The organism is Amycolatopsis sp. NPDC101161 (genome assembly GCF_044768185.1).
In the GTDB taxonomy this organism is placed as follows: domain Bacteria; phylum Actinomycetota; class Actinomycetes; order Mycobacteriales; family Pseudonocardiaceae; genus Amycolatopsis.
Genome location: NZ_JBIWPI010000007.1, coordinates 586,125 through 606,616 on the forward strand (window position 1 = coordinate 586,125; position 20,492 = coordinate 606,616).

Consider the following 20,492-nt stretch of genomic DNA (forward strand, 5'->3'; position numbering starts at 1 on the left):
CGGGGTCCTCCTCGCGGGGCGAAAGATCGTCCCCGTGAGTCTTTCGGCCAGGGGCGGCCCGGCCAACCTCCGCGTTGCGCAACCGGGCCGCCGCCGAAAGGATCAGCCGATGGTGAAGTCGTCGGCGTAGAGGGCACTTTGGCCGTACCAGCCGTGGACGTACACCGTCACCGCGCCGGACGCGCCGGTGGTGAACGGCACCGACAGCTGCGTCCAGCCGCTGCTCGAGGTCCACGTGCTGGCGGTCGCGCCACCGCGGACGCCGACGTAGGCGTAGTTGCCCTGCACCCAGGCCTTGAGCGTGTAGGCGTGGTTCGGGGCGAGGGTGACGTTCTGCGCCGCCTCCCCGGTGGCCGACGCCGTCGGCACCACCTGCAGCGCGTGAGTCCCGGAGTGGGCCGGGGACGCGACGACCGCGTCACCGGTGGCGCTCCACGGGCTCAGCGCGCCGGTCTCGAACCCGCCGTTGACGACCCCGCCCGCGGGTGGGGTGCCCTTGACGGTGAGGGTGAAGGTGGCGCTGTGGCTCGCCGACGGCGAAGTGCCGCTGACGGTCAGCGGGTAGACCCCGGGGACCGCGGCCGCGGTGGTGCTCACCGACAGCGTCGCGCTGCCGCCCGCGGTCACCGAGCCCGGGCTGACCGACGCCGTGACGCCGGAAGGCGCGCCGGTGACCGAGAGCGTCACCTGCTGGGCCGAGCCGGACGTGACGGCGGTACCGACGGTCGCGGTGGCTGAGCCACCCGGGTCGACCGAGGCGGACGCCGGGTTGGCGGTGAGGGAGAAGTCGTTGCCGGGCACGGTGGTGCCGCCGGTGAACGGCTCGAAGGCGTGGCTGAAGAACCACGGGTCCTGGGCGATGCCCGAGCAGTTGTCCGCGGCCGCGCCGCCGGGGCAGCCGCCGTTGTCGCGCTGCAGCGCCCAGAACGACAGCTCGTTGATGCCCTTGGACACCGCCCAGTTGTAGACGGTGGCGGCGTCGGCGGTGGTGAACGTCTCGGCGGGGCCGAAGTCGTCGACGCCGATCATCTCGGTGATCCCGACCATGCCCCACAGCTGCGCCTGCGTCTTGCCCGGGTACAGCGAGCCGAGCTGGCTCACCAGGCCGGTCGCCGAGGTCTGGGTGTCGGTGGCCATCTCGTGGGCGGCGTTGTCGTAGTAGTCGAAGGTCATCATGTTGACCACGTCGACGCGGGTGCCGTTGGAGACGGCGTTGCGCAGCACGGCCAGGCCGCTGTCGGCGAGGCCGCCGGTGGTGGTGGGCAGGGTGTAGGAGATCTGCAGCGACCGCCCGGACGCCGCGGCCCAGTCCTGGACCTTCTTGATGGCCTTGTTGCGGCGGTCGATCCCGGCTGAATTGGTGAGCGAGTTGTCCTCGATGTCCATGTCGAGGCGGGGGACGTCGTAGGTGGTGATCACCGACTCGTAGGCGGCGGCGATCGAGTCGACGTTGGTGCAGCTGTCGGCGATCTCGGTGCCGGTGTTGTCGGCGGTGTAGCCGCCGAAGGAGGGGATGACGTCGCCGCCGCGGGAGCGGATCGTGCCGATGTCGGAGCCGAAGACGCCGGTGGAGATGGGCATCCCGGTGTCGCCGTTCCAGTAGACGGTGCAGGAACCCTTGGTGGCGGCCTGGATGAACGCCATGGTGAGGTGCTTGGCCCCGGACTGCTGCGCGAGCGTTGCGGGGCTTTCGCCCGTCCAGGCTTCGAAGTAGGGCGCAAAGACGTGCGAGGGCAGCGGGGTGGCGGCCTGGGCGGTTCCGGCGGCGGCGACCAGCGAGCCGGCCGACAGTGATCCTGCGAAAAGTGCTGACAAGGCCAGGGAAACGGACATTCGAGAGAAAGGTCTGCGTCGACGCATCTGCGCTCCAGTGCCGGGGCGGAAGCCGTGCCGCGGCGTAACACGGCGGGAACGTGTTCAGGATTGGATCAGACCAATATCGACGTCAAGGTCTAGACCACTAAACCGGCCGGATGGCGGTAGCCGTTGCTCGCTGCGCATTCCGCGGCCGATGACCGCCAGTGAGCAACAATCGGATACAAAACCGTGCCAACTCCGGCGATCTGCCGGTAGCGTGCGCGTCCATGCGGGTGAAGTGGGGGAAGAATGGACTGCGCAGAGTGACCAAGCCGTGGCGTGCGGCCCCCAAAGCCGCCCTCACCAGCCCGCTCACCCTGATCGTGGCCGCCGTGACCGCGCTGCTGGCCTGCTTCCTCGGCACCGCCGCGGTCCTGCAGGCCTCCGCCGCCGGCGGCGCGACGATCGCCTACCAGACCGGGATCACCTGCCCCGACAGCTACGGCCCGGTGTTCGGCAAGGGCAACATCCCCGTCCAGGACATCCCGGCCCTGACGAGCGCGGTGCAGCGCCACGCGCCCGCGCACGGCTTCGGCACACCGGTCGTCGGCCAGTACACGAACGTGCTGCCCGGCACGCAGTTCAACGGCGACCCGCACTACAAGGTCCGCCTCGCCTACCGCGGCCAGGCCGGTCTGGACAACCTCACCCTGCAGCAGGGCACCCGCGCCCCCGGTCTGTGGCTGGGCAACGTCGTCGCCGACGCCGAGCACATCGGCGTCGGCGCGAAGCCCGGCATCCGGGGCATCGCGCTGCCGCCGGTCACCGGCATCTACCGCGACCTGCTCGACCCGCCGCCGCGGTGGTGGTGCTCCCAGCAGTCCGGGGCCGTCGTCGACCGGCTCGCCAACGACCCCATCGACTCGATCGTCTTCGCCACCGACCGCAAGACCTTCGACACCGCGGTCGCGGCGATCGGCCTGCCGAAGATGCAGTACTTCCACATCTCCTTCTACGAACCGGCCCCGGCCACCCTCAGCGCGGCCGAAGACCTCGTGCAGCGCTCCCGCGACCTCGTCGCCGACGTCCGCGCCGACCTCACCGCCCAAGGCCTCGGCAGCCTCGTCGCCGCCGACGTCCCGACGTTCGAACGCTCGGTCCAGATCGCCCGGCAGGCCCAGGACAACGTGTTCATCTCGATCCTGCCGCTCGCCCTGATCAGCGTCCTGGTCGGCTGCGCCGGCCTCGGCACCGTCGCCCTGCAGTGGTACCAGCGCCGGCACGCCCAGCTGCGGCTGCTGTCCGCCCGCGGCAGCGGGCCGGGCGCCCTCGGCGGCCTCGCGATCGCCGAGCTCGGCCTGCCGATCCTGCTCGGCGGCGTCCTCGGCGCGGCCGCCGCCCGCCTGCTGCTCGGCGTCTACGGCCCACCCGGCGTGCCCGACCCCGAGGCGCAGCTGCAGGCTGTTCTCGTTGCGGCCGGCGTGCTGGTGGTGTCCCTGGCGCTGCTGGCCCTGGTCGTCGCCGTCCGAGCCCACCGCGAGTTCGAACTCGGCCGCGTCCGCCGCGGCGGCAACCGGATGCGGCTGCTGGGCTACTTCCCGTGGGAGCTCGCGACAGCCGGGATGGCGTGGCTCGGCTGGACCCGCCTCGCCCACTACAGCACCGGCTCACGCCTCGGAAATCCATTACCCCAGGTCGACCCGCTCGCCCTGACCTACCCGGTGTTCGTCGTGCTGACCGTCGGGCTGCTGACCGCGCGGCTGGCGTGGCTGGCCCTGCACGCCTCCCACCGCGCCCGCTTCTGGTCCCGCCCGGCACTGCAGCTGGCCATCCGCCGCCTCGCCGGCGCCCGCGCCCCGGTCACCGGCGTGCTCGTCATCGGCACCCTCGCCATCGGCACGCTGGCCACCGGCATCGGCATCGCCAACGGCCAGGAGGACGCCCTCGACACGAAGTCGGCGATCTTCGTCGGCAGCAACGCCCGCCTCGACACCGACAGCCCCATCGGCATGGGCACCGTCCCGATGCCCGCCCCGCTCGCCGGCACCAGCACCGTCGTCGGCGAGCTGACCGGCACCGGCAGCGTCGTCCTCGTCGTCGACCCCGACACCTTCACCCGGGGCGCCGCCACCGCCGACGTCCCCACCGACGACCTCGCCGGGCTCCTGCGCGAGATCGCGCGACCGGACGCCCGCGGCACCCCGGTGCTGCGCATCGGCCACACCGCCAAGCAGACCGCCCAGCTGCCCGACGGCCTGCGCGACGCCGTCACCGTCGCCGACCTCCCGGTGTTCCCGATGATCGGCACCTCCCCCGGCTACGTCGTCTCCCGCACCGCCCTCGACCACGGCCAGCTCGACCGCGTCCCCAAGTGGAGCGTGCTGACCACCGCGCCGATGGCCGACGCCACCGCCGCCCTGCGCGCCGCCGGCGTGTTCATCCCCAACCGGATCAGCCGCGAAACCGCCCTCGACAGCCTGCCCTTCTTCGTCGTGTCCTGGACGTTCTCCTTCGTCGCCCTGCTCGGCGCCGTCCTCGGCATCGTGGCCATCCTCGCCCTGCTCGTCGCCGTCGAAGTCCGCCGCCGGCAGAACGCCCTCGCCGGCGCGCTCGTCCTGCGGATGGGCATGCGCCCCCGCACCCTGCTCGCCAGCCACCTCATGGAGCTCGGCGCGCTCAGCGGGCTCGCCATCGCCGTCGGCGTGGTCTGCGGTGTCTCCGTCGCCGGGCTGTCGGTACCCCGGTTCGACCCGGCGACGTTCCTCGCCCCCCGCTCGGAACTGCCCGACCCGCTGCCCTTCGTCCTCACCGTGCTGCTCATCGGCGTCCTGGTCGTGGGCCTCGCCGGCTGGATCGCGGTGCGCTCGGTGCGCACCGCCCGGACCGCGGAGCTGATCCGTGCCTGACAAACCGATCTTCACCCTGCGCGGCATCGGCGTCGACTACCCCACCCCGGCCGGCCTCGTCACCGGCGTCGACGACGTCAGCTTCGACGTCCCCGCCCGCGGCATGACCGTCTTCGCCGGCCCCTCCGGCTCCGGCAAATCCACCCTGCTGCGCGTCCTGGGCCTGTTCGAACAACCCGCCCGCGGCACCCTCACCTTCCAAGGCGCCGACGTCCACCGGCTCAAGCACCGCGAACGACGCGCCCTGCGCCGCCACCACCTCGGCCTGGTCTTCCAGAACCCCGCCGACAACCTGCTCGGCTACCTCTCGGTGGCCGACAACCTGCGCGCCGCGGCCGAAGCCGCCGGCACCGAATGCCGCCCCGACGACATCCTCGGCCAGCTCGGCCTGCACGGCACCGGCGACTGGAAGATCTCCGCGCTGTCGGGCGGGCAGCAGCAACGCCTGGCGTTCGGGTGCGTCCTCGCCGCGCGCTCGACCGTCATCCTCGCCGACGAACCCACGTCCCAGCTGGACGAGGCTTCCGCCGACCTGGTGCTCGACACCCTGAACTACCTGGTGGACCAGGACTTCGCCGTCCTGGTCGCCTCCCACGACGACCGCCTGATCGACCTCGGCGCGCGCGTGGCCCGGCTGCACAAGGGCACACTCGAACGCGTCGAAGAACGGGAGCCGCAACGATGACCGTCGTGGAAGCCGTCGGACTGCGCCGCAGCTTCGCCCACCCCAGCGGCGACATCGAAGTGCTGCGCGGCCTCGAACTGCGCGTCGGCGCCGGCGAGCTCGTCACCGTCTCCGGCCGCTCCGGCTCCGGCAAGAGCGCGCTGCTGGCCCTGCTGTGCGGGTTCGACTCCCCCGACTCCGGTTGCGTCCTGCTCGACGGCGTCCCGATCAGCGGCGCGCCCCCCTGGCACACCTGCGCGGTGTTGCCCCAAGCCCTCGGCCTGGCCAACGAGCTCACCATCGCCGAAAACGTCGCCCTGCCGCTGCGCCTGCGTTCCGATGTCCCCCGCCCCTCCCGCGCCGCGATCCACGACCGCGTCACCGGACTGCTCGACGAACTCGGCATCGGCGACCTCGGCGACCGCTACCCCCTCGAAGTCTCCTTCGGCCAGCAACAACGTGTCGCCCTCGCCCGGGCCGTCGCCGGCCGCCCCCGCGTCCTGCTCACCGACGAACCCACCGCCCACCTCGACGCCGGCAGCACCCCCCGCGTCCTGCGGCTGCTGCGCCGCTGCGCCGAAGAAGGCGCCGCGGTCATCGTCGCGACCCACGACGACGAGGTCCACCGCATCGCCGACCGCCGCGTCCGCCTCCTCGACGGCGTCCTCACCGCCCTGCTCGACTGACCGCTCCAACCGATCAGGAATCGAGAAGCGCTGGTCAACGGCCCGGCCATAGCGTCATAGCCGTACCGCAGACCACGACTTCAGGAGCACCGATGAGCACCCAGGGGATCAAGACCGTCCTGCACCCCGTCACCGACCTGGCCGCCGCCAAGGCCGTCTACACCGCCCTGCTCGGCACCGAACCGCAGGCCGACGCGCCCTACTACGTCGGCTACGACGCCGAAGGCCAGCACATCGGCCTCGTCCCGAACGGCGCCCAGCAGGGCATGACCGGCCCGGTCACCTACTGGCACGTCGACGACATCGCCGCGAAGCTCGCCGAAGTGACCGCCGCCGGCGGCAAGGTCAAGGACGAGCCGAAGGACGTCGGCAACGGCCGCCTGGTCGCGACCTTCACCGACCCCGACGGCAACGTCCTCGGCGTCCTGCAGGACGCCTAGTCCAACGCGGTGGCCCGGCTGACCTCTTCCCAGGCCGCCAGGTCCGCCGCGAGCGCCCGGTGCTGGGCGCGGATCGCCTCCACGGCATCCGCGCCCAGAGCCAGGTGCAGAGGAGCGTCTTCACTGCCCACCGCGCGCACGATCGCCGCGGCCGCCTTCGCCGGATCGCCGGGCTGCGTGCCGTCCATGTTCTCGACCGCGGCCCGCGTACCCGACGTCGACACCGCGTAGGCGTCGATCGTGCGGGAACGGTGCATGCGCCCACCCCCGAACTCCGTCCGGAACGCGCCCGGCTCGACGATCAGCACCCGCACCCCGAACGGCCGCACCTCCTCGGCGAGCGCCTCCGAAATGCCTTCCAGCGCGTACTTCGCCGCGCAGTACGCGCCGAACCCCGGCGGCGCCAGCTGCCCGCCCATCGAACTGATCTGCACCACCGTCCCGCTGCCCTGCGCCCGCAAGTGCGGCACCACCGCCTTCGTCACGGTGACCGCGCCGAAGAACATCACCTCCATCAGCGCCCGCAGCTCGTCCACGGTCAGCTCCTCCACCGCGCCGACCGAACCGTTGCCCGCGTTGTTCACCACGACGTCGATCCGGCCGAACTCCTCGAGCGCCGTCTTCACCGCCGCGTCGACCTGCCCGGCATCGGTCACGTCCAGCGCCGCGGTCCGCACCCGGTCACCGCCCCGCTCCCGCAACCCCGCCAAGGTCTCCGGCCGCCGCGCCGTCGCCAGCACCCGGTCACCCGCCGCCAGCGCCGCCAGCGCGATCTCCCGGCCGAACCCGGCCGAGCAGCCGGTGATCAGCCACACGCGGCCGTCGGTGTCCGTCATCTTCGTTTCCTCCCAGTGGGTTCCTGCCCCCATCCTGAGGACGAGCACCACCGCACCGCCAACACCGATCCCCTGCCACGGCTACAGTCGGAGCCTGTGACCCCCGAGCTGCGCCAGCTGCGCTACTTCGTCGCCGTCGCCGACGAAACCAGCTTCACCCGCGCCGCCGCCGGCCTCCACATCGCCCAGCAATCCCTCTCCCAGCAGATCACCGTCCTCGAACGCGGCCTCGGCACCCGCCTGTTCGACCGCGACCCCCGCGGCACCCGCCTCACCGCCGTCGGCAAGCTCTTCCTCCCCGAAGCCCGCGCCGTCCTGGCCCGCGCCGACGAAGCCCTCACCACCCTCGGCCGCGCCCTGCGCGGCGAAATCGGCAGCATCCGCCTCGCCTTCCTCACCACCACCGCGAACTACCTGCTGCCCCCGATCCTGCGCGCCGTCCGCGAGCGCTACCCCGACCTCGACGTGACGACCGCCGAGGCGTCGATCGCCGAACTCGTCGACGGCCTGCGCGACGGCCGCTTCGACCTCGCCTTCACCCGCCCACCCCTCGTCGACGGCCTCGCCTCCCGCACCCTGCTCACCGAAGAGGTCTGCGCCGTCGTCCCGGCCGACCACCCCCTCGCCACCCGCACATCCCTCGAACTGGCCGACCTCGCCGGCGAACCGTGGGTGCTCACCCCACGCAGCAGCTGGGAACCCTGGCACCGCAGCTACGACGCCGACTTCGCCGCCGCCGGCTACACCCCGCGCGTCGTCCAGCGCGCCGCCACCGTGCAGGGCCTGCTCGGCCTCGTCGCCGCCGGCGTCGGCGTCACCCGGCTGACCCGCTCGTCCCACAGCCTCCGCCGCACCGGCGTCGCCTTCGTCCCCCTCACCGGCGACGTCGCCCGCACCGAACTCGTGTGGGTACCCGGCCACGACAACCCCGCCATCCCGGTGCTCACCGACCTCGCCGTCGAACTCGCCGCGACCACCGACCTGACCGAAGCCGGCTGAATCGTCCCGTTGTCACCCAAAGTTGATCGGCAAGCCCATTTCGTCGACGAAAACGATCACCTTTTCTTGTTGCCGATCAACCGAAAATCTCCATAACCTGTTCGAAGCCGACGAATCATCGATTCCGGCCGGAGAAATCGGTTTCAGCAAAGGAGTCCCGGGATGACCTCGCCCCCAGTCCGCCCCCCTTCCCTGGCGGACGGCGGATCCGCGCTCTTCCGCTGGGTCGACGACATGCGCGAGAACACCCCGGTCATCGCCGACGAACACGACACCTGGCACGTGTTCCGCCACGCCGACGTCCGCCGGATCTTCACCGATCACCAAACCTTCTCCTCCGACCCCGGACTGCTCCTGCCCGACACCGCCGAAGCCGTCCGCGGCAATATGGCCGCCGTCGACCCACCGGTTCACCACCGCCTGCGGAAACTGGTCAGCAAAGCGTTCACGCCGAAAGTCGTCGCCGATCTGGAACCGCGGATCATCACCGCCACCGACACCCTGATCACCGCGATGGCCGACCGCGACGACCCCGACCTCATCCGCGACCTCGCCTACGCGCTCCCCGTCGTCGTCATCGGCGACCTCATCGGCATCCCACCCGAAGACCGGACCCTCTACCGCGGCTGGGCCGACGCCCTCCTCGGCGGCGGCGCACCCCGCGAAGACGGCACCTCCCTCACCGAAGTCATGGAGGACTACCTCGCCGACCTGCTCTCCCAACGCCGCCGCCACCCCGAAGACGACCTCTTCAGCGGCCTCGCCCACGCCGAAGTCGACGGCGAACGGCTCGCCGACCACGAAGTCCTCAACTTCGCCTCACTCCTGCTCGCCGCCGGCCACATCACCACCACCATGATGCTCGGCAACACCGTCCTGTCCCTGCACGACTTCCCCGACGCCGCCGCCGCGGTCCGCCACGACACCACCCTCATCCCCAGCCTGCTCGACGAAGTCGTCCGCCACCGCCCGCCGATCATGCGGCTGCTGCGCATCACCACCACCGACGCCCACCTCGGCGGCGTCACCATCCCCGCCAAGACGATGGTCACCCCCTGGGTCCTCGGCGCCAACCGCGACCCCCGCCACCACCCCGACCCCACCGCGTTCGACCCCCGCCCCCGCAAGGAAACCAACCTCGCCTTCGGCGGCGGCGTCCACTTCTGCCTCGGCGCCCCGCTCGCCCGCCTCGAAGGCCGCGTCGTCTTCGAACAGCTCCTGGACCGCTTCGCCGACATCCGCGTCCGCGACGGCGTCCAGGTCGGCTACCCCTCACCGATGATCTTCGGCGTCCGCGAACTCCCCGTCGAGCTCATCCCGCGCCGAACCACCGCCCGCACGGCGTGATCGGCAACGCACCCCCGGCCCGGGCACCCCATCCGTAGAATCGACGACGATGCGACGTCTCAAGTGGTACTGGGGGGCCTTGGTCCTCGCCTGCGTGGCCCTGCTGGCCGGCTTCTTCGTCTTCTTCGGTTCCGAAAGCCAACCCGGACGCCCCCAACCCCGCCAAGGCCCACCCGGCACCGGCCCCCTCACCGTCGTCGCGCTGGGCGACAGCACCGTCTCCGGCGAAGGCGCCGGCCAGTACACCGCCACCACCAACGGCCAAGGCGGCAACTGGTGCCACCGCTCCCCCAACGCCTTCGTCGACAAGATCGCCGTCCCCGGCATCACCGCCCACGTCAACCTCGGCTGCTCCGGCGCCCCCGCCGAACAGGTCGCGCTCGGCGACGTCAAGCAGTGGACCGAACCTTCGCAAGCCCAGCAGCTGGCCGCCCTCGTCAAGGACCACCGCGTCGCCGCCGTCGTGATCGCCGTGGGCGCCAACGACGAACCCAAGTTCTCCAACCAGGTCACCGAGTGCTTCAAAGCGTGGTTCAACCCCGGCGGGCCGCCGTGCAGCACCGCGCTCAAGCAAACCTGGCAGTCCAAAGTGGACGCGATGGTCCCGAAGGTCGCCACCGCCGTCGCCGACGTCAAGAGAGTCTTGGCCGCAGCCGGGTACGTGCCCGCGGACTACCAGCTCATCGTGCAGTCCTACGCCGCCCCGATCGGCCCGGACCTGCCGGAGGACCTGCGCACCCTCAACGGCTGCCCGTTCCGGGTCGAAGACCTCCGCTGGATCTCCCAGACCGGCATCGGCGTCCTGTCCTCCGGCCTCAAGGCCGCCGCCCAGCAGACCGGCGCCCGGTTCCTCGACCTCGCCAAGGCCGGCGTCAAGCACGAGGCGTGCAGCGGCGGCGCGAACCCGGCAACCGAGTGGTTCACCCGCCTGACACTCCAGCTGGCCGACCTCGGCCAGGCCGATCGAGCGGGCCACGCGCTGCAGGAGTCGTTCCACCCCAACGCGGCCGGCCACGCGGCGATCGCGAACTGCATCACGGAGTTCATCGCGGCCCGCGAAGGCAACGCCTCCTGTCTGGCGGGCGCCGACGGCAAGCTCCACCCGGCCCCGGAGGTCGTGGCCCGCTGAGGCCCGGGCCTCTTCTGTGCTTTTGTCGGGTGCTTGCTGACGTGGTTTTTCAGATCCGCCGGGTGGTATAGGGCGTTATACAGTTAAAGATCGAGGGCGGCCCGCAGAGCGATGTCGATGCGTTCCTGGACGTCCTGGTCGATCTCGGCGAGGCGCTCGTCGAACCATGGCCGGTAGAGCCGAGTGAGGTTGAGCGTCGACACCCAATAACGGGCGTCGATCGCCACGCCGAGGATGTCCATCGGGTCGCGTTCGAGGAGCTCCGTGCCGAGCAGCCAGGGGCGCTCGGACTCGTTCACCCCGTCCGAGGACAGCAGCACGACGGTGCGCTGCCGGGCCGGTTCGGTCGGGGGGTGGTACGTCCAGACTTCACCCCTGCGCACGCAGATCCTTCTCGGCCGCGCTCAGTTCGGCCTCGTCCGATTCCGCGACGGCCGGCTCCGGCCTCTGCGGGGTGTAACCCGTGCGCACCGCCTCGCGCCTGGCCGCCTTCGACAGCCAGGACGAGACCGAGATTCCGTGGGCTTTCGCGGCGCGCTCGGCGAATTCCAGAGCCCCGCTGTCCAGCGAAAGAGTCACCTTACGTGTTGCCATACCTTTTACCGTACCAGTGCCCCGGCCGCCGGGCGGAGCACCGGTGTCAGAACGTCGGCGAACGTCCCTCGAACGGCGTAGAGAGCACCACCGTCGTCCGGGTCGACACCTTCGCGGCCTCGCGGATCCGGCGCAGCAGGTCCTCCAGCCCCAGCGGCGACGGGACGCGCACCAGCAGGATGTAGGACTCGTCGCCGGCCACCGAGTAGCAGGACTCGATCTCCTTGATGTGCTGGATCCGCTGCGGGTAGTCGTCCGGCGCGGCCGGGTCGTTGGGCGTCAGCGAGATCAGCGCCGTCAGGGGCAGGCCGATCTGCTCGCCGTCGAGCCGCGCGGTGTAGCCGAGGATGACTCCGCGCTGCTCGAGGCGGCGCACCCGCTGGTGCACCGCCGACACCGACAGCCCGACCCGCTCCGCGAGATCGGTGAAGCTGCGCCGCCCGTCGGCCGCGAGCTCCTGGACGATCGCCTGGTCCAGCGGCTCCAGGCCGCCGGCCGTCATGCGTCCAGCACGACGAGCTCGTGCGGCTGGTTGTTGACCGGCTCGACGCCGTCCTCGGTGACGATCACGATGTCTTCGATGCGGGCGCCCCACCGGCCCGGCTGGTAGATGCCCGGCTCGACGCTGAAGGCCATGCCCGGCTCCAGCGGCAGCGCGTTGCCGGCGATGATGTAGGGCTCCTCGTGCACGTCCAGGCCGATGCCGTGGCCGGTGCGGTGGATGAAGTACTCGCCGAACCCGGCCTCGGCGATGACGTCGCGCGCGGCCGCGTCCACGGCCTCGGCGGTCACGCCCGGCTTCACCGCGGCCACCGCGGCGGCCTGCGCGCGCTGCAGCACAGCGTAGGTCTCGGCCACGTCGGCGTCGCGCGGCGTCCCGACCGCGTAGGTGCGGGTGGAGTCGGAGTTGTAGCCGGCGGGCAGCGGGCCGCCGATGTCGACGACCACGACGTCACCCTTCTCGATGACGCGGTCGGAGACGTCGTGGTGCGGGCTGGCGCCGTTCGGGCCGGAGCCGACGATCACGAAGTCGGCCTGGGTGTGGCCCTCCTCGACGATGGCCGCGGCGATGTCGGCGCCGACCTCGGCCTCGGTGCGGCCGGGACGCAGCCACTCGTGGACGCGGGCGTGCACCCGGTCGATGGCCGCGCCGGCGTCCCGCAGCGACGCGATCTCGGCGGCGTCCTTGCGCATCCGCAGCTCCCGCACCACCGGGCCCGCCAGGGTCTGCTCCGCGGTCCCCAGCGCGGCGCGGAGGGCCAGGACGTGCAGGGCCGGGGTGAAGTCGCTGACCGCGACGCGGCCGGGCTTGCCGAGCCGGTCCGCGACGAGCTTGTACGGGTCGTCGCCGTCCACCCAGGTCAGCAGTTCGACGCCGAGCTCGTCGGTGGGGACGTCGGCGTAGCCGGGCGCCTCAAGCTTCGGCACGACGAGCGCGGGCGTGCCGTCGGCCGGTACGACGAGGGTGGTGAGCCGCTCGAACGAACCGCCGGCCTGGCCGAGGAGGTACCGCAGGTCGGACCCGGGCGCGATCAGCAGGGCATCGGTGTCCGCGGCGGCCGCGGCGGTGCGGGCGCGGTCCAGGCGGGCCCGGAGGGCGGCGGCGTCGGGGGCGGGCGTGTGGAGGGAACGGCGCGACATGAGGCGAGCCTAGTGGGGCGGGCGAGCCGGCCGGCCGGCGTGGGGCCACGACATGCCGGGCCGGGTGACGCACCTCCCCCACCGGCGCCCCGACTCGGTGGCGGGCGACGCCCGGCCGCCGCTCCCCTCCCCCGCCGATGCGTGGCGCCCCCTCCGGCGCCGTCCGGCGTGGCAGGCTGTGCGGGTGACCGGACCACTTGCCCTGCTCGACTCCGCGAGCCTGTACTTCCGTTCGTTCTTCGCCCTGCCCGACTCGATGCGCGCCGCCGACGGGACGCAGGTCAACGCCGTACGCGGGTTCGCCGACACGATCGCGCGGATCCTCACCGACCGGCACCCCTCACGGCTCGTGTGCTGCCTCGACGCCGACTGGCGGCCGAAGTTCCGCACCGACCTGCTGCCCAGCTACAAGGCGCACCGGGTGGCCGAGGAGACCGGCGGCGGCAGCCCCGACGTCGAAGAGGTCCCCGACACGCTCACCCCGCAGGTCCCGATCATCCTCGACCTGCTCGAGGCCTTCGGGTTCGCCACCGCGGAAGCCGCGGGCTACGAAGCCGACGACGTCATCGGCGCGCTGGCCACCAAGGAGAAGAACGACCCCGTCGAGGTGATCACCGGCGACCGGGACCTCTTCCAGCTCGTCCGCACCGAACCCACGCCCACGTCGGTCATCTACGTCGGCAAGGGCTGGGCCAAGGCCGAGGTGCTCGGGCCCGCCGAGATCGCCGAGCGCTACAGCCTCCCCCGCGAGACCGCCGGGCCCGCCTACGCGGACATGTCGATGATGCGCGGCGACCCCTCCGACGGCCTGCCCGGCGTCGCCGGCATCGGCGAGAAGACCGCGGCGAAGCTGATCACGCAGTTCGGGTCGCTCGACGCGCTCCTGAAAGCCTCCGCCGCCGGCGACAACCGCGTCCCCCTCAAGACGCGGCTGCGGCTCTCCGAGGCCGCCGACTACCTGGCCGTCGCGCCGACCGTGGTCCGGGTCGCCGTCGACGCGCCGGTCGAGCAGTCCCGCCCCGACACCGTGCCCGCCACCCCCGCCGACCCGGACCGCGTCGCCGAGCTGGCCGAGCGGTGGAACCTCGGCAACTCGGTCGAACGCCTCCTCAAGGCCCTGCCCGCCGCCTAGAAGTACGTGCCGCACCACGGCGCGGCGATCGTGGTGAACAGCTCGTCGGCACGCGCCGCCGCACCGGGGTCCACGACCTCGACGCGGCCGGCGTGCGCCAAGGCCGTCGCGCTCCACTGCCCGAGGTAGAGCATGCCGAGGGTGTCGACATCGAGGGCCAGGTCCGCGGCGGCGTCCGTGCGGTGGGCGCCGGCCGGGCCGACCTCGTAGTGCCCGGTGTTGGCCGGCAGCATCCGGTCGCGCACCGCGAGCACCACCGGGTCCGCCGCGCGGTAGGTGCGGGCCGCGAGCGCCGCGGCGACGTCGACCGGACGCAGCCACAGGTCGTCCTCGACGTCGGCGGTCACAGCGTGGCGGTGGTCGGTCAGCATCGGGGCCAGCGGCTCGTCGACCGGGCGGTAGCGGCCGCGGATCCCGGAGACGAGGTCCACCGACAGCAGGAACCGCCAGAGCGCGGCGTGCGCGGCCGGGTTCGCGGCGGTCAGCTCGCGGATCTTCAGCACGGGCCCCGCGTCCGGCGAATCCAGCGTGCGGCGGTCCACGGTGTCGTACACGACGTACCCGTCGTCGCCGTCCGGTCCACTGTGGACGGCAACGACGTGGCTGCCCTCCGGGCCGACGAGCCGGTCGTGCGCGATCGGCCACCACTCGGCCGGCCGGCCGATCATCCCGGCCCGGTACAGCCCGATCTTCCGGTACAGCACGGGGATCTCCCGCACGGCCTCCTCGGGCGTGAGCATCCGGACGTCCCCGCTCACCGGCACGCGGTCGTGGAGCCGGGCCGCGGGCCGCGGCACCCACAGGGTCTTGCCGAGCGTGGCCGAGCCGTAGCCGAACCGGCCGTAGATGGTGGGCTCGCTGGCGTGCAGGGCGGCCAGCGGAACGCCGCGCGCGGCGAAGTCCTCCAGCTGCGCGGCCATCATCGCGGTGAGCACCCCGCGCCGGGTGCGGTCGGCGCGGACGCCGACGCCGTCGACCGCCCCGAGCGCCAGCACACCGCCGCCGGGCACGGCGATCTCCGTGTCGTAGGAACTGGCGATCCCGATCGGGGTGGCACCGTCGAACGCGCCGAACTTGTGCGCCGCGGGCCAGGATTCCCCGTACCGGGCCCAGGACTCGTCGCTGACGCGGTTGGTGTGCAGCGAGCGGCCCAGCAGGTCGAACGTGGCGCGCCGCTCGTCCTCGGCCACGGGGCGGACGTCGAAGTCGGTCATGCCGCCGATCCTGCCGCCCGGCCCCGCCCGCGGCATCTCCATTTCCGGCGACGGCGTCAGTAGTGCGTGCCGCTCCAAGCCGCCACCCGGGTCCCGAACAGCAGGTCGGCGGCCGCCGGCGCGGCCGGGTCCCGGACCTCGATCCGGCCCGCCTCCGCCAGCGCCGACGCGCGCCACGTCCCGAGGTACACCATCGCGAGGGTGGTGACGTCCAGGCGCAGCGCCGCGGGCTCCTCGGTGCGCTCGGCGCCGTCCGGGGTGATCCGGTAGGCCCCGCTGTTGGCCGGCAGCAGCGGGTCGGTCACCTCGACGACGACCGGCTCGGCGTGCCCGTACTCCCGCGCGGACAGCGCCGCCGGGACGTCGACCAGGCGGACCCAGTGCTCGTCCCCGATCCGGTCGACCGTGCTCCGGCGGTGGTCGGCGAGGATCAGCTCGATCGGCTCGTCCAGCGGCCGGGCCTCGGCGACGATCGTGTCGACGAGGTCGACGCCCAGCAGGAACCGCCACAGCCCGGCGAACGCCGCCGGCGTGCCCGGGAACAGGTCCACCAGGCGCAGGCTCTTCGTCCACGGGTGCGCCTGCAGACCGTCGACGAAGTAGGTGGCGAAGCCGTCGGGCCCGTCCGGCCCGTGGTGCACCAGCGCCTTGACCGGCTGCGGGCTGCGCCGGGCCTGGCCCTCGTACAGCCGCCACAGCACCTCCGGCCGGGACATCGCCCCGGGACGCCGCGCCAAGCCCTCGTAGACGCCGGGAAGCACCTCCAGCGCCTTGTCCAGCTCCAGCAGCTCCACTTCGCCGGTCGCCGGCGCGGCGGGGTCCAGCCGCGCGCGGTTCCGGTCGACGGTGTAGCTGCGGTACCGGGTGGCCAGGCCGTAGCCGAACCGGCCGTAGATCGGCGCTTCGGACGCGAGCAGGCTCGCGAACACGACCCCACGCCCGGCGAAGTCCTCGAGCTGCGCGGACATCAGCGCCCGGAGCACGCCCCGGCGGGTCCGGTCGGCCCGGACGCCGACCCCGGTGACCCCCGCCATCGGCCGCCGCGCGCCCCCGGGCACCGTCAGCTCGGCGTCGAACGAGCGGGCCGTGCCGATCAGGTCCGGGTCGAACGCGCCGATCGTCCCGCCGGGCTGGAACGCCCGGGACGCGCGCTCCCAGTCCTCGTCGTCACTCGGCGGCACGTGCAAGCTCGCGCGGAAGAGGTTGCTCGCCGCGCGGTGCTCACCGGGGTCCAGCGTCCGGATCTCGAAGTCGCTCATCTCCGGATCATCTCCGGAAACGACGCGATCCGGCCACCGCAATTCCGCGGCGGCCGGATCGGCGTGGCGAAGCTACTTCGTGGCGGGCGGGGAAACCTCGTAGTTCCCGCCGTCACCCTTGACCGTGATCGGGATCTGCGTCGGCTTGCCCGCGATGGTCGCGGTGCACTCGAACTTCGCGCCGTCCTCGACCTTCTGGTCGGCCGGGCAGGTCACGCCGGTGACCCCGTCGATCTTGTACGTCTCGGTGAGCAGCTTCTGCACGTCGGTCTGCATCTGCGTGTTGTTGAAGACCTGCGTCTTGAAGAAGCCGGGCGCCACGAAGCCGAGGACGCCGACCACCGCGACGACCACGACCAGCACGATGACGCCGATCAGCAGGCCCTTCTTCGACTTCGCCGGCTGCTCGCCCTCCGGCGCGCCCTGGCCGGGGTACTGCTGCTGGCCGTAGTCGTACTGGCCCGGTTGCTGCTGGCCGTACTGCGGCTGCTGCTGAGGCCCGCTCTGCGGGTACGCCCCGCCCGGCTGCTGCCCGTACTGCGGCTGGGCCTGCGGGCCGCTCTGCGGGTAACCACCCCCGGGCTGCTGCCCGTACGGCGGCGGCTGCTGACCCCACTGCGGCTGCTGCGGCGGCGTGTACCCCCCGGGCTGCTGGCCCCACTGCTGCGGTTGCTGGGGCTGCTGCGGCTGGCCCCACTGCTGCTGCTGGTTCGGGTCGTACGAAGGCGGCTGCTGCTGCCCCCACTGCGGCTGCTCCTGCGGGCCGCTCGGGGGGTACGCGCCGCCCGGCTGCTGCCCGTACTGGGGCTGCTGTGGGTCGTTGCCGCCATACGGCGTGCTCATCGTCTGCCTCCGCCTGCTTCGCTCATCTCACTGTCCACCCCGAAACCGCCGTAAAGCCGCGTACGCACGGTGTTGCAGGCGATCCAACCACAGGTCGGAGCCGAGCACACGTGTCCACGCTCGATGCGCTGCCCCGTCCGGAGCAGGGCTAACACAGAGTTCACGCGGCGCCCGCGGCCACGACACCCCGCCGCAGCGCCTTCACCGCGTCCGCCGCCGCCGCGCCCACCGGGTCGGCCTTGCCGAGCACGTCCCGGATCTGGTCGAGCAGGTCGATCACCTGACGCGACCAGCGCACGAAGTCACCCGCCGACAGCTCCTGCCCGTTGGCCTCGGCCGCGGTCAGCACCTTCTCCAGCGACTCCCCGCGCGCCCAGCGGTAGACCGGCCACGCGAACCCCGCGTCGGGCTCGCGGGTGCGGTCGAGCCGGTGGCGCCGCTCGTCCTCGGTGAGGTCCACCCACAGCTTCACCGTCTCCTGCCACGCCTCCGGCACCGCACCACCCGGCAGCCGCGGCTCACCCGCGGTGTCACGGCGGGCTTCGAACACCAGCGTCGAGACGACCGCCGCCAGCTCGGCCGCGCCCAGCCCCTGCCACACGCCGTGGCGGATGCACTCCGCGGCCAACAGATCGGACTCGCTGTAGAGCCGGGTCAGCCGGCGCCCGTGCTCGGTGACGCGGTCCTCGCCGTCCCCGGCCGACTCCGGCCCGAGATACCCGCGCTCCCCCAGCAAAGCGAGGATCCGGTCGAACGACCGCGCCAGCGAGTGCGTCGTCGCGGCGACCTTCCGTTCCAGCTGCTGGGTTTCCGCCGCGAGCCGCTGGTACCGCTCGACCCAGCGGAGGTTCGCCTCGCGCTCGGCCAGCCCGTGGCACGGGTGCGCCCGCAGCGCCCGCCGCAACGCCGCCAGCTCGCCGTCCTCGTTCGCCCCCGACCGCCGCTTCTGCCTGCCTGGCAAGGAAATCCCGGCGTTGCGCAGCGTCGAGGCGATGTCCCGGCGCGTCTTCGGCGACCGCAGCTCGATGTGCTTGGGCAGCTTGATCCGCCCCAGCGCCTCCACCGGCGCCGGGAAGTCGGCCACCGACAGCGGCCCCGACCACCGGTCCTCGGTCACCACCACCGGCCGCGGCTCCCGGATCGGGTCCAGCCCCGGGTCGACGACCACGGCCAGCCCCGCCCGCCGGCCCGCGGGCACCGCGATGACGTCACCCTTGCGCAGCTTCTCCAGCGACTCCGCCGTCCCCGCCCGGCGCACCGCGGTGTTCTGCCGCGACAGCGCCTTCTCCCGCGTCGAGATCTTCGCGCGCAGCTCGACGTACTCGAGCATCTCGTCGAAGTCGCCGGTGATGGCGGCCGCGTAGCCCTTCAGGGCCTCCTTGTTCCGCTCGATCCGCCGGGCCGTGCCGACCACCGACCGGTCGGCCTGGAACTGCGCGAACGACTGTTCCAGCAGCTCCCGCGCCTCCGCCGCGCCGACCTGGGCGACCAGGTTGACGGCCATGTTGTAACCGGGCCGGAACGACGACCGCAGCGGGTAGGTCCGCGTCGAGGCCAGCCCGGCGACCTGCTTCGGGTCGACCCCCGGCTGCCACGCCACGACGGCGTGCCCCTCGACGTCGATCCCCCGCCGCCCCGCCCGGCCGGTCAGCTGCGTGTACTCCCCCGGCGTCAGGTCGACGTGCGCCTCGCCGTTGTACTTGACCAGCCGCTCCAGCACGACCGTGCGGGCCGGCATGTTGATCCCGAGCGCGAGCGTCTCGGTCGCGAACACGACCTTCACCAGGCCGCGGACGAACAGCTCTTCGACGGTCTCCTTGAAGGCGGGCAGCAACCCGGCGTGGTGCCCGGCGATCCCGCGCTCCAGCGCCTCCCGCCACTCCCAGTAACCGAGCACGCCCAAGTCGCCTTCGGGCAGGTCCGCCGTCCGCTCCTCGATGACCTGACGGATCTCCTCGACCTCGCCCGGCCCGTTGAGCCGCAGCCCCGACCGGACGCACTGGGCCACCGCGGCGTCGCACCCGGCCCGGGAGAAGATGAACACGATCGCCGGCAGCAGCCCGGCCCGGTCCAGCTGCTCCACGACGTCCACCCGCGACGGCGGCCGGAACCGCGGCATCCGCGACTGCGGGCCCCGGCGCCCGCGCGGCCCGCCGCGGAACCCGGCGGGCGCGTACTGGCGGCCGATCTCCTCGGTGCGCCGCAGCAGGGTCGGGTTGATCCGCAGCTCCGCCCCGGGCGCGTGGACGTCGTCCCCGGCGAACAGGTCGAGCAGCCGGTTCCCGACCAGCATGTGCTGCCACAGCGGCACCGGCCGGTGCTCGTCGACGACGACGGTCGTGTCGCCGCGGACCTCGACCAGCCACTCGCCGAACTCCTCGGCGTTGCTGACCGTCGCCGACAGCCCGACCACCCGGACGTGCTCGGGCAGGTGCAGGATCACCTCTTCCCACACCGCCCCGCGGAACCGGTCGGCGAGGTAGTGCACCTCGTCCATGACGACGTAACCGAGGTCGGTGATCGTCGAGGAGCCCGAATAGAGCATGTTCCGCAGCACCTCGGTGGTCATCACGACCACCTGGGCGTTGCCGTTGATCGAGGTGTCGCCGGTCAGCAGGCCGACCGCGTCCGCGCCGTAGCGGGCGACGAGGTCGCCGTACTTCTGGTTCGACAGCGCCTTGATGGGCGTGGTGTAGAAGCACTTGCGCCCCTCGGCGAGCGCCAGGTGCACGGCGAACTCCCCGACGACGGTCTTGCCGGCCCCGGTCGGCGCGCAGACGAGCACGCCGTGGCCACCCTCGAGGGCCTCGCACCCGCGGATCTGGAACTCGTCGAACTCGAAGGACGCCTCCGCGGCGAAGCGGGTCAACTGGGGGTACCGGCCCCGGCGCGACGAGGCCGCATAGGCCTCGGCCGGGGAGGGAGAAGGGCTACTGGCCACCTCGTCAGGGTTCCACATCCCCCCGGCGGTCCGCACGCCGCGTGACCGTCGGCGGTCCCTGCTT

The 20,492-nt window shown here is 72.4% G+C and carries 18 protein-coding genes; 8 read left to right on the forward strand and 10 right to left on the reverse strand.

Annotated features, from left to right (window positions below):
- Positions 1 to 102: 102 nt before the first annotated feature.
- Positions 103 to 1,833 carry a glycosyl hydrolase family 18 protein gene (locus ACIRSS_RS45425; protein WP_400907233.1) on the reverse strand — a complete coding sequence of 577 codons (1,731 nt, stop codon included), beginning with the start codon at positions 1,831 to 1,833 and terminating at the stop codon, positions 103 to 105.
- Between the two features lie 287 nt (positions 1,834 to 2,120).
- Between ACIRSS_RS45425 and ACIRSS_RS45430 the strand changes: the two genes are divergently transcribed.
- The 4 genes from ACIRSS_RS45430 (at position 2,121) to ACIRSS_RS45445 (ending at position 6,493) form a co-directional block, all read left to right on the forward strand.
- The gene (locus ACIRSS_RS45430; protein ID WP_400907236.1) at positions 2,121 to 4,703 is read left to right on the forward strand and encodes an FtsX-like permease family protein; all 2,583 of its coding nucleotides are present in this window, start codon (positions 2,121 to 2,123) and stop codon (positions 4,701 to 4,703) included.
- Entirely contained in the window at positions 4,696 to 5,388 is a 693-nt protein-coding gene (locus tag ACIRSS_RS45435) for an ABC transporter ATP-binding protein (protein ID WP_400907238.1), read from the forward strand. Before ACIRSS_RS45430 ends, ACIRSS_RS45435 begins: the two co-directional genes overlap by 8 nt.
- Complete coding sequence (locus tag ACIRSS_RS45440; protein WP_400907240.1) at positions 5,385 to 6,053, forward strand: ABC transporter ATP-binding protein; 669 nt, start codon at positions 5,385 to 5,387, stop codon at positions 6,051 to 6,053. The genes ACIRSS_RS45435 and ACIRSS_RS45440 overlap by 4 nt, the downstream gene beginning before the upstream one ends.
- Before the next feature lie 92 nt (positions 6,054 to 6,145).
- Entirely contained in the window at positions 6,146 to 6,493 is a 348-nt protein-coding gene (locus ACIRSS_RS45445; protein WP_400907243.1) for a VOC family protein, read from the forward strand.
- Here the strand turns inward: ACIRSS_RS45445 and ACIRSS_RS45450 are convergent.
- The gene (locus ACIRSS_RS45450) at positions 6,490 to 7,329 is read right to left on the reverse strand and encodes an oxidoreductase (protein ID WP_400907246.1); all 840 of its coding nucleotides are present in this window, start codon (positions 7,327 to 7,329) and stop codon (positions 6,490 to 6,492) included. The two genes, ACIRSS_RS45445 and ACIRSS_RS45450, sit on opposite strands and share 4 nt — an antisense overlap.
- Positions 7,330 to 7,425: 96 nt before the next feature.
- Between ACIRSS_RS45450 and ACIRSS_RS45455 the strand changes: the two genes are divergently transcribed.
- The 3 genes from ACIRSS_RS45455 (at position 7,426) to ACIRSS_RS45465 (ending at position 10,804) form a co-directional block, all read left to right on the forward strand.
- A complete protein-coding gene (locus ACIRSS_RS45455; protein WP_400907249.1) occupies positions 7,426 to 8,328 on the forward strand; it encodes a LysR family transcriptional regulator in 903 nt (300 codons plus the stop codon).
- Between the two features lie 162 nt (positions 8,329 to 8,490).
- A complete protein-coding gene (locus ACIRSS_RS45460) occupies positions 8,491 to 9,675 on the forward strand; it encodes a cytochrome P450 (protein ID WP_400907252.1) in 1,185 nt (394 codons plus the stop codon).
- A 49-nt stretch (positions 9,676 to 9,724) separates the two neighbouring features.
- Positions 9,725 to 10,804 carry a GDSL-type esterase/lipase family protein gene (locus ACIRSS_RS45465; protein WP_400907255.1) on the forward strand — a complete coding sequence of 360 codons (1,080 nt, stop codon included), beginning with the start codon at positions 9,725 to 9,727 and terminating at the stop codon, positions 10,802 to 10,804.
- A gap of 83 nt (positions 10,805 to 10,887) precedes the next feature.
- Here the strand turns inward: ACIRSS_RS45465 and ACIRSS_RS45470 are convergent, their stop codons facing one another.
- From ACIRSS_RS45470 to ACIRSS_RS45485, 4 genes are read right to left on the reverse strand one after another with little or no spacing between them, the layout of a single operon-like run.
- Positions 10,888 to 11,187 (reverse strand): hypothetical protein, encoded by a 300-nt coding sequence (locus ACIRSS_RS45470; RefSeq protein WP_086682453.1) that lies wholly within the window; start codon positions 11,185 to 11,187, stop codon positions 10,888 to 10,890.
- Positions 11,174 to 11,398: a hypothetical protein gene (locus tag ACIRSS_RS45475; RefSeq protein ID WP_400873520.1), complete on the reverse strand. Its 225-nt coding sequence runs from the start codon at positions 11,396 to 11,398 to the stop codon at positions 11,174 to 11,176. The genes ACIRSS_RS45470 and ACIRSS_RS45475 overlap by 14 nt, the downstream gene beginning before the upstream one ends.
- 46 nt (positions 11,399 to 11,444) lie before the next feature.
- Positions 11,445 to 11,900 (reverse strand): Lrp/AsnC family transcriptional regulator, encoded by a 456-nt coding sequence (locus ACIRSS_RS45480; RefSeq protein ID WP_400907257.1) that lies wholly within the window; start codon positions 11,898 to 11,900, stop codon positions 11,445 to 11,447.
- A complete protein-coding gene (locus ACIRSS_RS45485; RefSeq protein ID WP_400907260.1) occupies positions 11,897 to 13,039 on the reverse strand; it encodes a M24 family metallopeptidase in 1,143 nt (380 codons plus the stop codon). The genes ACIRSS_RS45480 and ACIRSS_RS45485 overlap by 4 nt, the downstream gene beginning before the upstream one ends.
- Before the next feature lie 184 nt (positions 13,040 to 13,223).
- Between ACIRSS_RS45485 and ACIRSS_RS45490 the strand changes: the two genes are divergently transcribed.
- Complete coding sequence (locus tag ACIRSS_RS45490; protein ID WP_400907263.1) at positions 13,224 to 14,171, forward strand: 5'-3' exonuclease H3TH domain-containing protein; 948 nt, start codon at positions 13,224 to 13,226, stop codon at positions 14,169 to 14,171.
- On the opposite strand, the gene ACIRSS_RS45495 is transcribed toward ACIRSS_RS45490, so the two are convergent.
- From ACIRSS_RS45495 to ACIRSS_RS45510, 4 genes are all read right to left on the reverse strand, one after another.
- Positions 14,168 to 15,385: a GNAT family N-acetyltransferase gene (locus ACIRSS_RS45495; protein ID WP_400907266.1), complete on the reverse strand. Its 1,218-nt coding sequence runs from the start codon at positions 15,383 to 15,385 to the stop codon at positions 14,168 to 14,170. The two genes, ACIRSS_RS45490 and ACIRSS_RS45495, sit on opposite strands and share 4 nt — an antisense overlap.
- Before the next feature lie 56 nt (positions 15,386 to 15,441).
- Complete coding sequence (locus ACIRSS_RS45500) at positions 15,442 to 16,644, reverse strand: GNAT family N-acetyltransferase (protein WP_400907269.1); 1,203 nt, start codon at positions 16,642 to 16,644, stop codon at positions 15,442 to 15,444.
- Between the two features lie 72 nt (positions 16,645 to 16,716).
- On the reverse strand, positions 16,717 to 17,487 hold the full coding sequence (locus tag ACIRSS_RS45505; protein WP_400907272.1) for a DUF4333 domain-containing protein: 771 nt from the start codon (positions 17,485 to 17,487) through the stop codon (positions 16,717 to 16,719).
- Positions 17,488 to 17,647: 160 nt separating this feature from the next.
- On the reverse strand, positions 17,648 to 20,446 hold the full coding sequence (locus ACIRSS_RS45510) for a DEAD/DEAH box helicase (RefSeq protein WP_400907812.1): 2,799 nt from the start codon (positions 20,444 to 20,446) through the stop codon (positions 17,648 to 17,650).
- Positions 20,447 to 20,492: the final 46 nt, after the last annotated feature.

Coding starts and splice junctions, on each gene's coding strand:
- ACIRSS_RS45450 (WP_400907246.1), bottom strand. CDS start 7,329: ATGACGGACACCGACGGCCGCGTGTGGCTGATCACCGGCTGCTCGGCC.
- ACIRSS_RS45485 (WP_400907260.1), bottom strand. CDS start 13,039: ATGTCGCGCCGTTCCCTCCACACGCCCGCCCCCGACGCCGCCGCCCTC.
- ACIRSS_RS45465 (WP_400907255.1), top strand. CDS start 9,725: ATGCGACGTCTCAAGTGGTACTGGGGGGCCTTGGTCCTCGCCTGCGTG.
- ACIRSS_RS45500 (WP_400907269.1), bottom strand. CDS start 16,644: ATGAGCGACTTCGAGATCCGGACGCTGGACCCCGGTGAGCACCGCGCG.
- ACIRSS_RS45440 (WP_400907240.1), top strand. CDS start 5,385: ATGACCGTCGTGGAAGCCGTCGGACTGCGCCGCAGCTTCGCCCACCCC.
- ACIRSS_RS45425 (WP_400907233.1), bottom strand. CDS start 1,833: ATGTCCGTTTCCCTGGCCTTGTCAGCACTTTTCGCAGGATCACTGTCG.
- ACIRSS_RS45480 (WP_400907257.1), bottom strand. CDS start 11,900: ATGACGGCCGGCGGCCTGGAGCCGCTGGACCAGGCGATCGTCCAGGAG.
- ACIRSS_RS45495 (WP_400907266.1), bottom strand. CDS start 15,385: ATGACCGACTTCGACGTCCGCCCCGTGGCCGAGGACGAGCGGCGCGCC.
- ACIRSS_RS45505 (WP_400907272.1), bottom strand. CDS start 17,487: ATGAGCACGCCGTATGGCGGCAACGACCCACAGCAGCCCCAGTACGGG.
- ACIRSS_RS45475 (WP_400873520.1), bottom strand. CDS start 11,398: ATGGCAACACGTAAGGTGACTCTTTCGCTGGACAGCGGGGCTCTGGAA.
- ACIRSS_RS45510 (WP_400907812.1), bottom strand. CDS start 20,446: ATGTGGAACCCTGACGAGGTGGCCAGTAGCCCTTCTCCCTCCCCGGCC.
- ACIRSS_RS45460 (WP_400907252.1), top strand. CDS start 8,491: ATGACCTCGCCCCCAGTCCGCCCCCCTTCCCTGGCGGACGGCGGATCC.
- ACIRSS_RS45445 (WP_400907243.1), top strand. CDS start 6,146: ATGAGCACCCAGGGGATCAAGACCGTCCTGCACCCCGTCACCGACCTG.